General features: G+C 69.3%; 14 protein-coding genes. 12 read left to right on the top strand and 2 right to left on the bottom strand.

Annotated elements, in window-relative coordinates:
• Nucleotides 1-233: 233 nt before the first annotated feature.
• Entirely contained in the window at nt 234-2,465 is a 2,232-nt protein-coding gene (locus FNH04_RS10605; RefSeq protein ID WP_322722878.1) for an alpha-L-fucosidase, read from the bottom strand.
• A gap of 101 nt (nt 2,466-2,566) precedes the next feature.
• Entirely contained in the window at nt 2,567-4,423 is a 1,857-nt protein-coding gene (locus tag FNH04_RS10600) for a ricin-type beta-trefoil lectin domain protein (protein ID WP_152782734.1), read from the bottom strand.
• A 481-nt stretch (nt 4,424-4,904) separates the two neighbouring features.
• Here FNH04_RS10600 and FNH04_RS10595 point away from each other — a divergent pair, with 481 nt between their 5' ends.
• The 12 genes from FNH04_RS10595 (at nt 4,905) to FNH04_RS10540 (ending at nt 16,593) form a co-directional block, all read left to right on the top strand.
• A complete protein-coding gene (locus FNH04_RS10595) occupies nt 4,905-5,969 on the top strand; it encodes a sugar ABC transporter substrate-binding protein (protein ID WP_152782731.1) in 1,065 nt (354 codons plus the stop codon).
• 39 nt (nt 5,970-6,008) lie between these two features.
• On the top strand, nt 6,009-7,571 hold the full coding sequence (locus tag FNH04_RS10590) for a sugar ABC transporter ATP-binding protein (RefSeq protein ID WP_152782728.1): 1,563 nt from the start codon (nt 6,009-6,011) through the stop codon (nt 7,569-7,571).
• Complete coding sequence (locus tag FNH04_RS10585) at nt 7,564-8,607, top strand: ABC transporter permease (protein ID WP_152782725.1); 1,044 nt, start codon at nt 7,564-7,566, stop codon at nt 8,605-8,607. The genes FNH04_RS10590 and FNH04_RS10585 overlap by 8 nt, the downstream gene beginning before the upstream one ends.
• Nucleotides 8,608-8,718: 111 nt before the next feature.
• Entirely contained in the window at nt 8,719-10,044 is a 1,326-nt protein-coding gene (locus FNH04_RS10580) for an L-fuconate dehydratase (RefSeq protein WP_152782722.1), read from the top strand.
• Nucleotides 10,037-10,945: an amidohydrolase family protein gene (locus FNH04_RS10575; protein ID WP_322722877.1), complete on the top strand. Its 909-nt coding sequence runs from the start codon at nt 10,037-10,039 to the stop codon at nt 10,943-10,945. Before FNH04_RS10580 ends, FNH04_RS10575 begins: the two co-directional genes overlap by 8 nt.
• Nucleotides 10,936-11,373 (top strand): RbsD/FucU domain-containing protein, encoded by a 438-nt coding sequence (locus tag FNH04_RS10570; RefSeq protein ID WP_322722876.1) that lies wholly within the window; start codon nt 10,936-10,938, stop codon nt 11,371-11,373. Before FNH04_RS10575 ends, FNH04_RS10570 begins: the two co-directional genes overlap by 10 nt.
• Nucleotides 11,370-12,422 carry a zinc-dependent alcohol dehydrogenase gene (locus FNH04_RS10565; RefSeq protein ID WP_152782719.1) on the top strand — a complete coding sequence of 351 codons (1,053 nt, stop codon included), beginning with the start codon at nt 11,370-11,372 and terminating at the stop codon, nt 12,420-12,422. Before FNH04_RS10570 ends, FNH04_RS10565 begins: the two co-directional genes overlap by 4 nt.
• Nucleotides 12,419-13,180 carry an SDR family oxidoreductase gene (locus FNH04_RS10560; RefSeq protein ID WP_152782716.1) on the top strand — a complete coding sequence of 254 codons (762 nt, stop codon included), beginning with the start codon at nt 12,419-12,421 and terminating at the stop codon, nt 13,178-13,180. Before FNH04_RS10565 ends, FNH04_RS10560 begins: the two co-directional genes overlap by 4 nt.
• Nucleotides 13,177-13,806, top strand: a complete 630-nt coding sequence (locus FNH04_RS10555; RefSeq protein WP_152782713.1) for a bifunctional 4-hydroxy-2-oxoglutarate aldolase/2-dehydro-3-deoxy-phosphogluconate aldolase — start codon at nt 13,177-13,179, stop codon at nt 13,804-13,806. Before FNH04_RS10560 ends, FNH04_RS10555 begins: the two co-directional genes overlap by 4 nt.
• Entirely contained in the window at nt 13,803-14,852 is a 1,050-nt protein-coding gene (locus tag FNH04_RS10550; RefSeq protein ID WP_152782710.1) for a sugar kinase, read from the top strand. The genes FNH04_RS10555 and FNH04_RS10550 overlap by 4 nt, the downstream gene beginning before the upstream one ends.
• Before the next feature lie 35 nt (nt 14,853-14,887).
• Nucleotides 14,888-15,901 carry an aldo/keto reductase gene (locus FNH04_RS10545; RefSeq protein WP_152782707.1) on the top strand — a complete coding sequence of 338 codons (1,014 nt, stop codon included), beginning with the start codon at nt 14,888-14,890 and terminating at the stop codon, nt 15,899-15,901.
• Complete coding sequence (locus FNH04_RS10540; protein WP_322722874.1) at nt 15,892-16,593, top strand: FadR/GntR family transcriptional regulator; 702 nt, start codon at nt 15,892-15,894, stop codon at nt 16,591-16,593. Before FNH04_RS10545 ends, FNH04_RS10540 begins: the two co-directional genes overlap by 10 nt.
• Nucleotides 16,594-16,628: the final 35 nt, after the last annotated feature.

The following is a 16,628-nucleotide window of genomic DNA, read 5'->3' as shown; positions in this document are numbered from 1 at the left end:
AGGCAAGTCGACGCCGATGCCCTGCCCGGACTGCACTCGGTGCGGAACTCCCTCCCACACGAACCGCATCCTCGTCATCGTCACCAGCACAGGCGAGTCCGCGGGTGAAGGGCAAGAAGGACGGCCGCCTCATCACCGGACAGAACCCCGGCAGCGTCAAGGCTGTCGCCGAGGCAGTGGTCCGCCACCTCGGCTGAGGCCCCCCGTAGCCGCAGCGACGGGGGGCGGTGTGCTCACAGCGCGGTGATTGTCCACAGCAGGTTGTTGCTGTTGTTCCAGGTCCACTGCTTGGTGACGGACCCCGACGCCACGTTGCCGCCGCTGTCGAGGACCCGTCCCGTGGTGCGGTTGGCTATGGAGTACTGGCCGTCGCCGCGGTGGGTGATCGTCCACTGCTGGTTGGTGTGGCCGTTCCACTCCAGTTGTCTGCACGCCGCGCCGTTGCTGGTCGCACCCCAGCCGTCGGCAACCATGCCGTTGGTGCGGTTCTCCAGCTTGTAGTAGCCGTTGCCGAGGTCGATCGCATGCCACTGCAGGTTGTTGTCGCCGTCCCAGGTCCACTGCTTGAGGTTGGACCCGCCGGCCACGTTCCCTCCGCTGTCCAGGGCCAGGCCGCTGGTGACGTTGGTGATCCTGAACCACGTCGACGGGTTGAACATCACCTTCAGAGACTCGATGCTGTCGTTCTGGCCGGTGACCCGCAGGTCGGCGTTGTCGGCCGTGAACGTCCACGACGTGCCGCTGAAGTTGTCCCCGGAGTAGGCGACGATCCGGTGCCCCGAAGCGGGCCGTAGGGAGGAGATGCTGTTCGGGGAAACTCCGGCGAGGGTGAGCTGGTCGGCGGTGTAGCTGCCGAGGGGGAGCACGGCGGTGTCCCCGGAGTAGTCGACGTCCCCGAACACCACGGCGCCGACGATCGGGCGCAGGCTGGGGATCTGGCCGGAGAAGGTGAGCTTGAGGACGTAGGCCTGGGCGGAGAAGGGTGCCGAGGAGGGCAGGGTGACCTGCAGTCCGGACGCGTTCTGGGTCGGAGTGGCGAGGTTGATGTACGTGCCGGCGGTCGAGTCGAGCAGCTTCACCGAGGTCAGGGTGGACAGGTTGATCCTGCCGGAGTTCAGCGTCTTCATCGTCAGGGAGCTTCCGGGCCAGCCCAGGACGGTGGCGTAGAGAGCGTTGTTCGCCTTGTTGCGAGTGAAGCGGATGTCCTGCGCGGTGCCTGACGTCGGTTCCGCGAAGGTGCTGCCGCCCATCTTCGTCGGGCCCTCGCCGTACACGGTCCAGGCGCGGGTCGAGTAGATCGACTCCCCGAAGCGCTGGAGGTAGTCGCCGATGCCGAGCAGCAGGTCGCGCTGCGCCTGGGGGATGGTGCCGTCGGCCTTGGGGGCGATGTTCAGCAGCACGTTGCCGTTCTTGCTGACCCGGTCGATGAACGAGTGCAGCAGCTGCTTGACGCTGTAGTAGCCGATGCCCTCGGTGTAGCACCAGCTGGTGCTGGAGACGCTGTCGTCGGTGAGCCAGTAGGGCGCGGTGAGGTCGGCCGGGCCACCGCGCTCGTAGTCGAAGACGGCGCCCTTGGGGTTGAAGCCGTCCTTGTAGGTGGCGACGACCTCCTTGCCCCACGCGTTGGCCTGGTTGTAGTAGTACGACAGGAAGTTCAGCCGCTGCGTCTCGTCGACCGCGTCCATCTTGAAGTCCTGCCAGAGGATGTCCGGCCGCGCCCGGTCGATGACCTCCTTGAGCTTGTCGTACCAGAGCTGGTTCTCCTGGGCCGAGCCCAGCTGGCCGTAGAGCTTCTTCAGGCTCGGGTCCGACTGCGTCGGCGCGTACTGGAAGAAGCCGGTGAAGTTGTAGGCGTGGTGCATCGCCACCAGCAGCTTCAGGTTCTTGGCGCGGATGGCGTCGGTGAACAGGTCCAGCAGGTCGAGCCTCGGGCCCTTGTCCACCGAGTTCCACTCGTTGACCTGACTGTCCCACATCGAGTAGCCGTCATGGTGCTCGGCGACCGGCCCGGCGAACTTCGCCCCGGCGTCCACGAACAGCTGCGCCCATTCGTCGGGATCGAAGTTGCCGCCGGCCGACTTCAGCTTCGGTGCGAACTCCTTGTGGTTCCCCGCCAGGTCGTTCGCTCCGTTGATGAAGTTGTGGTACGGCCACGCGGACGGGCTGCCGTAGGTGGCCACGTGGTGCTGGTTCGCGGTGCTGTTGTTCTGGTACATGTGCCGCGGATACCACTCGCTCTCGAACGCCGGCACGCTGAAGACGCCCCAGTGGAAGTAGATGCCGAACTTGGCGTCCTTGAACCACTCGGGGGCTGCCGGGTGCTGGTCGACCGAGTCCCAGGCGGGTGTATAGGTGGCGGGTGCTGCCTGGGCGGTGCCGGCGCCGAGCACGCCACCGGCGACGGTCGCCGCCGCTACGGCCGTGGCACCGGCCAGGAACTGACGTCTGTTGATGTGTCTCGACACCGGGGGCCTCCAAGGCAACTGGGTGGTGCGGTCGTGGGTGTGGGTGAGGAAGACGGGGCACGGATGCGGGCGCACCTGATCAGGCACGCCCGCGGGAACAGTCAGCCGGGGGCGGTCGCGGACCACTTCTGGTTGGCGTTGCCGGTGCAGCTCCACAGCTGCACCGGGGAACCGTTCGCCGTGCCGTGGCCGGTCACGTCGAGGCAGAGACCGGACAGGTCGTTGGTGACGCTGCCGTCCGCGCGGAAGGTCCACTTCTGGCTGTTGTGGCCGTTGCAGTCCCAGGTGATGACCTTGGTACCGTTCGCCGTGCCGTTGCCCGAGGCACCCAGACACTTCCCGGCGATCCGCAGCTCACGGTCGGCGGAGTAGAGGTACGACTGGTCGGCGTCACCGGAGCCGCAGTCCCAGATGTACTGCTGAATGCCGTTGGCCGGGTCGCCGCGGTCGTCGAGGCAACGGTTGGAGCCCTGCCCCACGAGCTGCGCGGCGCCGTTCCGGGCGCTCCTGGTGAAGGTCACGGTGGCACCGGCGGGCAGGGTGTACTGGAAGGACCCGTCTCCGTTCCACGTGGTCGTGAACGTGGTCGCGCTGGTGTTGTTGTTGTGGGCGACCAGCGCCTGGCTGCCGTCGGGGTTCTGGTAGGCCTGGGCCCAGACGTTGCCGCCGTCGCTGTAGCCGATCCGGGTGGCGCCGGGGACGACGAACTTCGAGAACTGGCCGAGCTGGTAGTAGTTGTCGGTGTAGGTGGGCGTGCCGGTCGCCTGGTCGATGGTGACCAGTCCCGTGCACTTCTCACAGCCGACGCCCATCTTGGGGCCGCCATTGGTGTCCAGGGCCAGGTTCCACAGGAGCACGCCGTTGGCCCAGTTGAAGGTGGACTCCAGGGCGAGCTGGGCGGCGTTCATCGGCGCGATGCCCGGGCCGGTGGAGCACTCGCTCTCGTAGAGCCTCTTGTCGGGGTAGGAGTTGTGGATGGTGGTCATGTTGCGCAGGTCGTTGCGGTAGCAGTGCCACGCGGTGCCGTACGTCGCGTCGCGGGCTGCCTGGTTGGCCATCAGCGTGTTGGCGTAGTTGACGTTCACGTGGTCGGCGTCGGCGCCCAGGATCTTCGTGTCGTCCAGGCCGGCCTGCTTCAGCGCCGGGGCGAGGTGGTCGGCGATGAAGCGTGCCTCGTCGGCGGCGGGCCACAGCATCGCCGAGTAGGAGGGCGGCGAGATCGTCGGCTCGTTCTGCGGGGTGACGCCCCAGACCTTGACGCCCTTGGCCTTGTACTCCTGGAGGAACTTCACGTAGTAGTTCGCGAGCGGGCCGTACATGTCGGCCTTCAGGGTGCCGTTGCCCGCGCCCAGCATCGTGTTGGTGGTCTTCATCCAGGCCGGCGGGCTCCAGTTGTTGGCGAAGAGCTTCATCTGCGGGTTGAGCGCCTGGGCCTGCTTGATGACCGGGATGACGTACGCGTCGTCGTGGGCGGTGGAGAAGTTGGCCAGGGTGGGGTCGGGCTGACCGTTGTTGTCGTCGTAGGAGTAGGTGCCGGGGCTGGGGGGCGGAGTCGCGGTGTAGTCCGAGGAGCCCATCGGTACCCGCATCAGCGACAGGCCAATGCCTGAGCCCCTGCTGAACAGGTCTCTCATCACCCGGTCCCGGGTGGCCGCGTCGAGCTTGTTCTGCAGCAGGTAGGTGGAGGTGTCGGTGAAGGAGGCACCGAAACCGTCGATGGTCTGGAACGTCTTCGAGTCGTCCACCGTGAGGTTCACGGTGCCTGCGGACACGGGCCCCAGGGTGATGCCGGGCTGCGGGGTCAGGGCCTGACGCAGGTCCGACGTCGTCAGGGTCACCCCGATCACGGTGTCCGCGGCGTGGGCCGGTGTCGCCATCACGGTCAGGCCACCTGTGGCGGCCAGGGCCAGCGCGGTGATCTGCGCACCGACCGTGCGGAAACGACTTCTGAGATGCATGGAGGATCCCTCTTCGTCCAAGGGGAAGGCAGAGGACACACCGGGGCGCGGTGGCCGTGGGGCTCGGGTGCCCGGTGTTACGGACGAAGGTCCGGCACATATCCGGCCGATGTCAACGGTTCGAAGGGATGAAAAGCCGTCTCCCGCAAGTCATTTGATGGCTTTAATGCGAATTTGACCCGTTTGTTCACTCCCAGACATGCCATGTCTCCGTGCGCGGCACTCCCGAGACCCCCACGCACAGCAACAGCGATGTCACAATCCGCATCATTGATGGGATGGATCAAGATCCCGCAAGTTGCGCGACTCAAAAGGAATGACACCTGACCTGGACATTCACAAAAGACCACCTTGAGACCCTAGACATATCCCTCACTCGCCGATTACATACATCCCATCTCTCGACGGGAGCGACACTCATCCGCCGCACAGCGAACGTCGCCCGTCCCGTCATCCATCCGCTCAGCGCGAGGACCCCCCGATGAGACTCAGAACCACCGCCTGCTCAGTCGTCGCCGCCCTCTCCGCACTGGCGCTCCTCACCGCCTGCGGCGGGGACGCGCAGACCACGACCACGACGAGCGACAAGCCGCTGGTCGGCGTCGACTACCCGCGTTCCGACACCGACTTCTGGAACTCGTACATCAAGTACTCCCCCCAGTTCGCCAAGGAGCTGGGCATCGACCTGAAGACCACCAACTCGCAGAACGACGTCGCCAAGCTCACCGCCAACGCCCAGACGTTCATCAGCCAGGGCGTCAAGGGCCTCGCGATGGCCCCGCAGGACACGGCCGCGATCGCGCCGACCCTGGCGCAGCTGGAAGCGAAGAAGATCCCGGTCGTCACCGTCGACACCCGGCCCGACACGGGCAAGGTCTACATGGTGGTCCGGGCCGACAACCGCGCGTACGGCGAGAAGGCGTGCCAGTACCTCGGCACCAAGCTCGGCGGCAAGGGCAAGGTCGTGATGCTGCAGGGCGGCCTCGACTCCATCAACGGCCGTGACCGCACCGAGGCGTTCAACGACTGCATGAAGAAGAACTACCCGGACATCAAGGTCTTCGGTGAGGCCACCAACTGGGACGGCGCCGTCGCCGCCCAGAAGCTCCAGACGCGCCTGACCCAGCACCCGGACATCAAGGGTGTCTACATGCAGTCCAGCTTCGCCCTGTCCGGCACGCTCCAAGTGCTCAAGCAGAAGGGCCTGTTGGTGGGCCCCAAGGACAAGAAGCACGTGTTCGTCGTCTCCAACGACGGCATCCCCGAAGAGCTCAAGAACATCGCCGACGGCAAGATCGACGCCACCGTCTCCCAGCCGGCCGACCTCTACGCCAAGTACGCCCTGTACTACCTCAAGGCCGCGATCGACGGGAAGACGTTCAAGCCCGGCAGGACCGACCACGACAGCACCATCGTCCAGGTCCGCGACGGCCTGCTGGAGGACCAGCTCTCCGCCCCGCTCGTCACCGCCGACGGCGGCACCTACGGCGGCGTGCCCAGCCTGAAGAGCGACGACAAGTCGCTGTGGGGCAACAACCTCGGCTGACCGGCGTCATCAACTCATGACTAGCACAAGGTGGTTGAGATGGACGACGCGGAGCGAGCGGTGAGCCCCGCGCCCGGCCCGGTGGACAGCGGGCGGGCCCCGGCGGGCCCGCCCGTGGTCGAGGCGATGGGCATAGTCAAACGATTCGGTCCGACGGTGGCCCTGAACGGCGCCCGGATCATCATCAGGCCGGGCGAGACCCACGCGCTCGTCGGCCGCAACGGCGCCGGCAAGTCGACCCTGGTGTCCGTCCTCACCGGGCTCCAGGCCCCGGACGAGGGGACGGTGACCTTCGGTGGCGAGCCGGCCCCCCGACTCAGCGATCGCGACGCCTGGCGGCGGCGCGTGGCCTGCGTCTACCAGAAGTCGACGATCATCCCCACGCTGACCGTCGCCGAGAACCTCTTCCTGAACCGGCACGACCACGGACGCAACCGGCTCATCAGCTGGCAGGGTGTACGCCGCCGGGCCCAGGAGTTGCTGACGACGTGGTCGGTCGACGTGGATCCGCAGACCCCCGCGAGCGATCTCAGCGTGGAGCAGCGGCAGTTCGTGGAGATCGCGCGTGCGTTGTCCTTCGGTGCACGGTTCATCATCCTCGACGAACCCACCGCCCAGCTGGACGGGGCCGCGATCCAGCGGCTCTTCGACCGGATCCGCGACCTGCAACGCCAGGGCGTCACCTTCCTGTTCATCAGCCACCATCTCCAGGAGATCTACGAGATCTGCGACATGGTGACGGTGTTCCGCGACGCCCGGCACATCGTGACCGCGCCCGTGGCCGAACTGCCTCGCACCGAGCTCGTCGCCGCCATGACCGGCGAGGCGGCGGCCGCCGGGCGGGAGAACCGGGCAAGCACCCTCGACCCCGGTGCCACGGCCGCACTCAGCGTCCGCGGCCTGAGCGCCGGCACCTACGGTGACGTCACCTTCCAGGTGGGTGCCGGGGAGATCGTGGGGCTCGCCGGAGCCGCCGGCAGCGGACGTACCGAGGTCGCCGAGACCGTCGTAGGACTGCGGGCCGGGGCCACCGGCGAGGTGGAGATCGCCGGCAACCGCCCCCGCCCCGGCAGTGTGCCCGCCGCGCTGGCCGCCGGCGCCGGGTTCGTCCCGCAGGATCGGCACCACCAGGGTTTCGTCCCCGACATGTCGATCGCGGACAACTCCACGCTGTCGGTGCCCAAGCGGCTGGGGTCCAACGGGTTCCTGAGCCGCGGCCGGCGCGACGGACTCGCCAGGGAGATGATCGAGAGACTGGCGATCAAGACCCCCGGTCCCGAACTGCCCGTCTCCGCCCTCTCCGGAGGCAATCAGCAGAAGGTCGTCATGGCCCGCGCCCTCGCCGACGACCCGAAGCTCCTGGTCCTGATCAACCCGACCGCGGGCGTGGACGTGCGCTCCAAGGAGTTCCTCCTCGGCAAGGTCGAGGAGACCGCGGACGCCGGCACCGGGGTGCTCATCGCCTCCGACGAACTCGACGATCTGCGCATGTGCGACCGGGTTCTGGTGATGTTCCAGGGCCGTGTGACCAACGAAATCGCCCGCGGCTGGCACGACCACGATCTGGTGGCCGCCATGGAAGGAGTCGACCTCGATGCCTGAGACCGTCCTCGCGGACACCACACCGCCGGACGCCGCCCCCGCGGCCGTCAAGCAGCCCAGTCTGATCGGCGGCCGGATCCCACTGGCCCGGCTGCGCGACCTCGCGCTGGTGCCGGCGATCGTGGTCATCGCGGTCGTCGGACAGATCGTCAACCCGGTCTTCCTGCAGGCCGACAACCTCGTCAACGTCCTGCAGACCATGTCCGAGATCGCCCTGCTGGTCCTCGCCCAGACGATGGTCCTGATCGTCAAGAAGATGGACCTGTCCCTTGAGTCGACCATGGGCCTCGCGCCCGGCGTCGCGGCGTGGCTGGTCGTGCCGACTGGCGCCGGACACGGACTGGGACTGTTGCCCGGCGCCTGGTCCGTCCCCGCCACGCTCGCCGTCGGTGTGCTCATCGGTGTGGTCAACGCCCTGCTGATCATCCGCTTCGGCCTCAACGGCTTCATCGTCACCCTCGGCATGCTGATCGTGCTGCGCGGCATCCTCACCGGCATCTCCGGCGGCCAGACCTTCTTCCAGCTGCCGGAGTCCATGCTCTACCTCGGCACCGCGCAATGGTTCGGGATGCCCGCGTCGATCTGGGTCTGCCTGGTGCTGTTCGCCGTCGCCATCGTCGTGCTGGGCTGGACCAGCTTCGGCCGCTCCCTGTACGCCATCGGCGGCAACGTCGACGCCGCGAAGGCGGCCGGCATCCGCACCGACCGGGTGCTGTGGATCGTCATCGTCGCCGGCAGCCTGCTCGCCGCCCTCGCCGGACTGCTGCTGTCCGGACGCCTGGCCTCGGTCGCCTCGGCGCAGGGCAACGGCTACATCTTCACCGTGTTCGCCGCAGCCGTCATCGGCGGCATCAGTCTCAACGGCGGCAAGGGCACCATGTTCGGCGCCTTCACCGGCATCCTGCTGCTCTTCATGATCCAGAACGTGCTCACCCTCGCCGGCGTCCCGGCCCAGTGGATCGGCGCCCTCAACGGCCTGATCATCCTCGTCGCCCTGATCATCTCGCGCGTCACCGGCGGCAAGGTCCAGGAGTGACTCCGGGCGGCCGCCGCCGGATCCATCTCGCCCGCACGGCCGCCGGACTCCCCGTCGTTCCCCATCTCGTCGCAGGGGTCGTTCCCGCCCCCTGCCCCCACAGGAGTTGCCATGTCCTCCACTGTGCCCGCATCCGCCCGCATCATCGCCCTGGACGTCCTCGACGTACGTTTCCCGACGTCCGAGCACCTGGACGGGTCCGACGCGATGAACCCCGAGCCCGACTACTCGGCCGCCTACGTCGTCCTGCGCACCGACGCCGGCGACGGACTGGAGGGCCACGCCCTGGCCTTCACCACCGGCCGGGGCAATGACGCTCAGGCAGCCGCCATCGCGACCCTCGCCCCGCATGTGGTGGGCCTCGAGGTCGAGGAAGTCTGCGCGGACCTCGGCGCGTTCTCCCGCACCCTCGTCCACGACCCCCAACTACGCTGGCTGGGCCCGGAGAAGGGCACCATCCACATGGCGACCGGCGCGGTCGTCAACGCCGCCTGGGACCTCGCGGCCAAGCGCGCCGGCAAGCCGGTCTGGCGCTTCCTCGCGGAGATGTCGCCCGAAGAGCTGGTCGCCCAGGTCGACTTCCGCTGGCTCAGCGACGCCCTCACCCCCGAGGAGGCGCTGGACATCCTGCGCCGCGCCCAACCCGGCCGCCAGGAGCGCATCACCCGCCTGCTGGAACACGGTTACCCCGCCTACACCACCACACCGGGCTGGCTCGGCTACTCCGACGAGAAGCTCGCCCGCCTGGCCCACGAGGCCGTCGCCGACGGCTTCACCCAGATCAAGCTGAAGGTCGGTGCCTCGCTGGAGGACGACGTACGGCGGATGCGCACCGCCCGGGAGACCGTCGGCGACGGTATCCGCATCGCTGTCGACGCCAACCAGAGATGGGACGTCCAGCCCGCGATCGACTGGATGCGCGCGCTGGCCCCCTACGACCCGTACTGGATCGAGGAGCCCACCTCCCCCGACGACATCCTCGGCCATGCGGCGGTCCGCAAGGCCGTCAGCCCCGTCAAGGTCGCCACCGGGGAACACGTGGCCAACCGGGTCGTCTTCAAGCAGCTCCTGCAGGCCGGCGCGGTGGACATCGTGCAGATCGACTCGGCGCGGGTGGGCGGCGTCAACGAGAACATCGCGATCCTGCTGCTCGCCGCGAAGTTCGGCGTGCCGGTCTGCCCGCACGCGGGCGGAGTCGGCCTGTGCGAGATGGTCCAGCACCTGTCGATGTTCGACTACATCGCCGTCTCCGGCACGCTCGAGGACCGGGTCATCGAGTACGTCGACCACCTGCACGAGCACTTCGTCGACCCGGTTCGTATCGCCGACGGCCACTACCTCGCGCCGGCCCTGCCGGGGCTGAGCGCCCAGATGCACCCCGGGTCGCTGAAGGAGTACACCTACCCCGACGGCCCGGTCTGGATCTCCCGTGTCTGACACCCCTGAACTCGTGGATTCCCACCACCATGTGTGGAATCTCGGCCACCGCCCCCAGCCCTGGCTGGAGGATCCCGGCCACGAGCCCATCCGCCGCACCTTCGACACCGCCGGCCTGCGATCGGCCGCGACCCGGCCGATCGCAGGCCGGCACCTGGCGAGCTCCGTGGTCGTCCAGTGCCTGACCTCCCTGCCCGAGACGCGCGAACTCCTGGCCCTGGCCGACAAGGACCCGCTGGTCGGCGCGGTCGTCGGCTGGGTGGACCTGACCAGCCTCGCCATCGGGGAGATCCTCGACGAACTGTGTGCCGGACCAGGAGGCTCGTACCTGCGCGCCGTGCGGCACGTCGTCCAGGGCGAGCAGGACCCGGAGTGGCTGCAACGCCCCGCCGTCGAACAGGGGTTGCAAACGGTCAGCGAGCGCGGGCTCGGTTACGACGTCCTGGTCCGCAGCCACCAGCTCGGCCAGGCGGTCCGCCTGGCCGAGCGCCTCCCCCAACTGCCGCTGGTCCTCGACCACGCCGGCAAGCCCGCCATCGCGGGCGGTGACCTGGCCGACTGGGAGCGAGAGCTGCGACAGCTCGCCGGACATCCGCAGGTGCGGTGCAAGGTGTCGGGCCTCGTCACCGAGACCGAGTGGGAGAAGTGGACCACCGCCGACATCCGGCCGGTGTGGGACGTGCTGCTCTCCGCGTTCGGCCCGCAGCGGCTGATGTTCGGTTCCGACTGGCCCGTCTGCACACTCGCGGGCGGCTGGAACCGGTGGGCGGAAACCGTCGAGGAACTGCTGGTGGACTGCTCCGAGAGCGAGACCCGGTCGATCCTCGCCGGTACCGCGACCGGGTTCTACCGACTGTGCCCACCGGAGACGACACACGAAAGGACACCGCCGTGCTCCTGACCGAACTGCTGCACCCTGAAATCCTCGAAGCTCTGGCCGGAGCCGGCCACGGCGCCCGCGTTCTGCTCACCGACGGCCACTACCCCGCGAGCACCGCCACCGGTTCACGGGCGAGGACCGTGCATCTCAACCTGTCCCCCGGTCTGCTCGACGTCACCACCGTGCTCGACGTCCTGCTGCGCGCCGTCCCCGTCGAGTCGGCCCACGTGATGGTGCCACCCGAGGGTGAACCGGAGCCGCCGGCCATCACCGAGTACCGCACACGGCTCGCACCGGCCCCCGTGGAAACACTCGGCCGCTTCGACTTCTACGACGCCGCACGCTCCCCCGACCTGGCGCTGGCGATCGTCACCGCCGACACCCGAACCTACGCCAACCTGCTGCTGACCATCGGCGTCCGCGCTGAAGGGACCCTGGGAACACGATGACTCTCGCCGTTCGCTATACCGCTGCCCGCACCCTGGACACGGCGCCCTCACAGGCTTCGCCCCCGGGCCCCGGCCAGGTCGAACTGGCCCCCGCCTACGTCGGCATCTGCGGCACCGACCTGCACATCTTCCACGGCGACATGGACGCCCGGGTGCATACGCCCGCCGTCCTCGGACACGAGATGTCCGGTCGCGTCGAACGCGTCGGGCCGGGCGTCGAGGACTGGCGGCCCGGCGACGCGGTCACCGTGATGCCGCTGCGCTGGGACGACTCCTGCCCGGCCTGCCAAGTCGGCCACCAGCACATCTGCCAGCACCTCGACTTCATCGGTATCGACTCCCCGGGCGCTATGCAGCAGCGCTGGACCGTGCCCGCCTCGACGCTCGTCCGGCTGCCGGACTCACTGCCGCTGGACCGGGGCGCGCTCGTCGAGCCCACCGCGGTCGCCGTGCACGACGTGGGCCGGGCCGGGGTGCGAGGCGGCGAGAAGGTCGTCGTGGTCGGCGGTGGGCCCGTCGGCGTGCTGATCGCGCTGGTCGCACAGGCCACCGGCGCCGAGGTGCGGCTGGTCGAGCTGAGCGCCCACCGACGGCGGCTCGCCCAGGAGTTGGGGCTGACGGTCTGGAACCCGGCCGACGACTACGTGCCGGCGCTCGTTCGGCAGTGGACCGAAGACGCGGGCGCGGACGTCGCCTTCGAGGTGTCCGGCGCGGCGGGCGGCGTGGACACGGCGGTCGACGTGCTCGGCGTACGCGGCCGGCTGTGCCTCGTCGCCATCCATCCCCGCCCCCGAGAGATCAACCTGCACCGATTCTTCTGGCGCGAACTCACCCTCGTCGGCGCCCGGCTGTACGACCGCTCGGACTTCGAGCGGGCGGTCACCCTGGTCGCCGACGGCACGATCCCGGCCGACCGGCTGATCAGCAAGGTCGTACCGCTCACCCAGGCACCCGCCGCGTTCGAGGCCCTGGAGGGCGGCGGCGACGTGATGAAGATTCTCCTTGACTGCACTGACCGCACCGACGACGCTCAGGGAGCCGCCGTATGACCGCCTTCGACCTCACCGGGAGGCTCGCCGTCGTGACCGGTGCCCGGCGCGGCATCGGCCGGGCCATGGCCCGCGCGCTCGCCGAGGCCGGCGCGGACGTCATCGGCGTGAGTGCCTCGCTGGAGGAGTCCGGCAGCGCGGTGGAGAAGGACGTCACCGCCGCGGGCCGTGCCTTCGAGGCGATCCGGACCGACTTCGCCGACCCCGATGCCGTCCGGGCACTGGGCGCGAACCTCGCGGGCCGCGAGCGTCCGGTGGACATCCTGGTCAACAACGCGGGCACCATCCGCCGAGCCCCGGCAGCCGAACACACCAACACCGACTGGGCGTTGGTCCTTCAGGTCAACCTCACAGCCCAGTTCGCGCTGACGAGGGCCGTGGGCGCCGCCATGGTGGCCCGTGGCCGAGGAAAGGTCATCTTCACCGCGTCTCTGCTCAGCTTCCAGGGCGGCATCACCGTCCCCGGCTACACCGCCGCCAAGCACGGCATCGCCGGCCTGACCAAGGCACTGGCCAACGAATGGGCCCCGCGCGGCGTCAACGTCAACGCCATCGCCCCCGGCTACATCGCCACCGACAACACCCAGGCACTGCAGGACGACCCGGCACGCAGCCGGGCCATCCTGGAACGCATCCCGGCCGGACGCTGGGGCACGGCCGACGACCTGGCCGGCGCCACCGTGTTCCTCGCCTCCGACTCTGCCGCGTATGTCCACGGCACCGTCCTGCCCGTCGACGGCGGATGGCTCGGCCGATGACCGCCGACCTGACCGCCGCCCTGTCCGGCACCCGCATCCTGCCGGTGCTGACCGTGCCGTCGGCCACGATGGCCGCCCCGCTCGCCGACGCCCTGGCGGACGGCGGGGCGCGGTGCGCCGAGGTCACTTTCCGCACCCCGGATGCCGAACAGGTCGTGAAGGCGATGGCGGCGCACGGTGGACTGGTCGTCGGAGCCGGTACCGTGCTCACCATCGAGCAGACGGAGCGTGCCGTGGGCGCCGGTGCCCGCTTCGTCGTGTCGCCCGGCTTTGATCCCGAAGTCATGCAGAAGTGCCGGGAGTTGGGGGTGCCGGTCGTGCCGGGCATCGCCACCGCCACCGAGCTGATGCGCGCCCTGCGGGCCGGCCTGGACACGGTCAAGCTGTTCCCCGCCGAGCCACTCGGGGGCACCTCGATGCTCCGGGCCCTGGCGGCACCGTTCCCGCGGGCACGGTTCGTGCCGACCGGCGGCATCCGCCCCGCGCACCTGTCCGGCTACCTCTCCCACCCGGCGGTCGTCGCCGTCGGCGGCACCTGGATGGCCACCGCCGAACACCTGGAGCGGGGCGACTACGCGGAGATCCGGAAGCTGACGGCCGAAGCCGTGGAGAGGAGCGCGCCATGAGCGGGCGGACTCCGCAGGTGGTGGCCCTGGGCGAGGTGATGCTCCGCTTCGACCCGGGCGAGGGCCGTATCCGCACCGCGCGGACGTTCCAGGTGTGGGAGGGCGGCGGCGAATACAACGTAGTACGCGGTCTGCGCCGCTGCTTCGGCCTGCGCACGGCTGTGGTGACGGCTCTGGTGGACAACGCGGTGGGACGCCTCACCGAGGACCTCGTCCTGCAGGGCGGGGTCGACACCTCGCTGATCAGCTGGGTGCCTGGTGACGGCATCGGCCGCACCGCCCGCAACGGGCTGAACTTCGTCGAGCGGGGCTTCGGCATCCGGGGAGCACTGGGCGTGAGTGACCGCGCGAACACAGCGGTCTCCCAGTTGCGGCCCGGCGCTGTCGACTGGGACGCGGTCTTCACCGCCGGCGTCCGCTGGTTCCACACCGGCGGCATCTTCGCCGGGCTCTCGGACACCACGGTGGAGGTGGCCGAGGAGGCGATGGCCGCCGCCCGGCGCCATGGCGTGACCGTCTCCTACGACCCCAACTACCGCCCCAGCCTCTGGGCCGGCCGAGGCGGACCGGAACAAGCGCGCGAGGTCGATCTGCGGCTCGCCCGGTACGCGGACGTCGTGGTGGGGGCACTGGGCCTGGCCGGGAAGTACCCCGGTGCGGTGCTCATCGAGGCCGACGAGGTCCCGGACGCGCTGTCGGAGGTCGCCGGCCGGACACCCGGGGCGGGGGTGCTGGCGACGACCTTGCGGAACGTGCCGTCGGCCGGCGTGAACGACTGGTCCTCAGCCGCCTGGTCCGCCGCGACCGGTTTCGTCAGCGGCCCGCGGATGCCGGGGCTGCACGTCCTGGACCGCATCGGCTCCGGCGACGGATTCGCCGCCGGGCTGATCTACGGCCTGCTGACCGGTGCCGGCCTGGAGCGGGCCCTCGCGTACGGCACCGCCCACGGCGCACTCACCATGACCACGCCCGGCGATGTGTCCATGGCCACGCTCACCGAGGTCGAGGCGCTCGTCGCGGGTGGCTCCGCCCACGTCAGACGCTGACCGTACGCCGATCGAACATCCCCCGGGAGAACGTCTTGCAACGCCGGAAGATCCACCACACAAGCATCGAACTCACCGAACTCGGATTCGGTGCCTCGGTGATCGGCAACCTCTACCGGGTCACCCCCGCCGCCGACGCGGCCGCCGCGGTCGACAAGGCCTGGGAGGCCGGCATCCGGTACTTCGACACGGCGCCCCACTACGGCCTGGGCCTGTCGGAGCGACGCCTTGGCGCGGCGCTGCGGGACCGTCCGCGGGACGCGTACGCCGTCTCTTCCAAGGTGGGCCGCCTGCTGGTACCGAACGAGCGCCCGCAGGGCGTGGACAGCGAGGGCTTCGTCGTACGGGACGACCTGCGCCGCCAGTGGGACTTCAGCCGCGACGGGGTGCTCCGCTCGGTCGCGGACACGCTGGAGCGAACAGGCCTGGACCGACTGGACGTGGTGTACCTGCACGACCCGGACGACCACTGGCAGCAGGCGGCCGACGAGGCGATGCCCGCGCTCGCGGAGCTGCGCGACCAGGGCGTGGTCGGCGCGATCGGCGCCGGCATGAACCAGTCGGCGATGCTCGCCCGGTTCCTGCGCGAGACCGCCGCCGACGTGGTGATGCTGGCCGGGCGCTACAGCCTCCTCGACCAATCGGCGCTGGACGACGTCCTGCCCGCCGCGCTGGAACACGGCAAGAGCGTCGTGGCGGTTGGGGTGTTCAACTCCGGGCTGCTCTCCCGTGACCGGCCCGCCGAGGGCATGAAGTACGACTACCAGGACGCCCCGCCCGAGCTCGTCGCCCGAGCCCTCGCGATCGCCGAGGTCTGCGCACGCCACGACACCAGCCTTCCCGCCGCGGCGATGGCGTTCCCCTTCACCCACCCCAGTATCATCAACGTCACTCTCGGTATGCGGAACCCGGGACAGGTCGCACGGAACGTGAAACTCCAGGGTCGCCGTGTCCCCGAGGCTCTCTGGGACGACCTTCGTGCGAGAGGCCTGATCAGACCGGACGTGCCCGAGGAGCACACGCATGGAGAGGGTTCGCAGTGTCTCTGACGGACAAGGCCATAGAACAGATCCGTGAGCTGATCCAGACCGGCGCCCTGCCGCCGGGTTCCAAGCTGCCGCCGGAACCGGAGCTGGCCGCCCAGTTGGGGCTCTCCCGCAACCTGGCGCGGGAAGCGGTGAAGGCGCTGGCCGTCGCCCGGGTGCTGGAGGTCAGACGGGGTGACGGCACCTACGTCACCAGCCTCCAGCCGAGCCTCCTCTTCGGGAGCCTCGGCGGTGCGGTGGAACTCCTCCAGGGCGACTCGGGAGCACTGCTCGACCTGATGGAGGTGCGGCGGCTGCTCGAACCGGCGGCCACCGCGCTGGCCGCCACGAGGATCTCCGACGAACAACTGGCCCAGGTGAAAAGGCACCTCGACGCCATGCGAGATGCCCGCGATGACGTCGAGGCGCTGAACGCCCACGACGCGGCCTTCCACCACGCCGTCGTCTCGGCCACGGGCAACGAGTCCCTGCTGACCCTCCTGGAGGGCGTCTCGGGCCGTACTCTGCGCGCCCGTATCTGGCGCGGCCTGGTCGACAGCCGGGCCGCGGGCAGGACACTCGAGGAACACGAGGCCATCTTCGCCGCTCTCTCGGCCCGGGACGCCTTCCTGAGCCAGGCGGCCGCGCTGCTGCACGTCAGCAATACGGAGCGGTGGCTGCGAGAGCACCTGGTGGCCAAGCGCGAGACGCACTGACGGGCACAGTCGGAGAAGCTACCGGAGGTGGGGCG

Origin of the sequence: Streptomyces phyllanthi, from assembly GCF_009377205.1 — a bacterium.
Taxonomy (GTDB): domain Bacteria; phylum Actinomycetota; class Actinomycetes; order Streptomycetales; family Streptomycetaceae; genus Streptomyces; species Streptomyces phyllanthi.
This window is presented reverse-complemented; position numbering and strand designations above follow the sequence as displayed.

Excerpts from the sequence above, each read along its gene's own strand:
- FNH04_RS10600 (WP_152782734.1), bottom strand. The coding sequence starts at position 4,423 with ATGCATCTCAGAAGTCGTTTCCGCACGGTCGGTGCGCAGATCACCGCG.
- FNH04_RS10595 (WP_152782731.1), top strand. The coding sequence starts at position 4,905 with ATGAGACTCAGAACCACCGCCTGCTCAGTCGTCGCCGCCCTCTCCGCA.
- FNH04_RS10590 (WP_152782728.1), top strand. The coding sequence starts at position 6,009 with ATGGACGACGCGGAGCGAGCGGTGAGCCCCGCGCCCGGCCCGGTGGAC.
- FNH04_RS10585 (WP_152782725.1), top strand. The coding sequence starts at position 7,564 with ATGCCTGAGACCGTCCTCGCGGACACCACACCGCCGGACGCCGCCCCC.
- FNH04_RS10580 (WP_152782722.1), top strand. The coding sequence starts at position 8,719 with ATGTCCTCCACTGTGCCCGCATCCGCCCGCATCATCGCCCTGGACGTC.
- FNH04_RS10565 (WP_152782719.1), top strand. The coding sequence starts at position 11,370 with ATGACTCTCGCCGTTCGCTATACCGCTGCCCGCACCCTGGACACGGCG.
- FNH04_RS10560 (WP_152782716.1), top strand. The coding sequence starts at position 12,419 with ATGACCGCCTTCGACCTCACCGGGAGGCTCGCCGTCGTGACCGGTGCC.
- FNH04_RS10555 (WP_152782713.1), top strand. The coding sequence starts at position 13,177 with ATGACCGCCGACCTGACCGCCGCCCTGTCCGGCACCCGCATCCTGCCG.
- FNH04_RS10550 (WP_152782710.1), top strand. The coding sequence starts at position 13,803 with ATGAGCGGGCGGACTCCGCAGGTGGTGGCCCTGGGCGAGGTGATGCTC.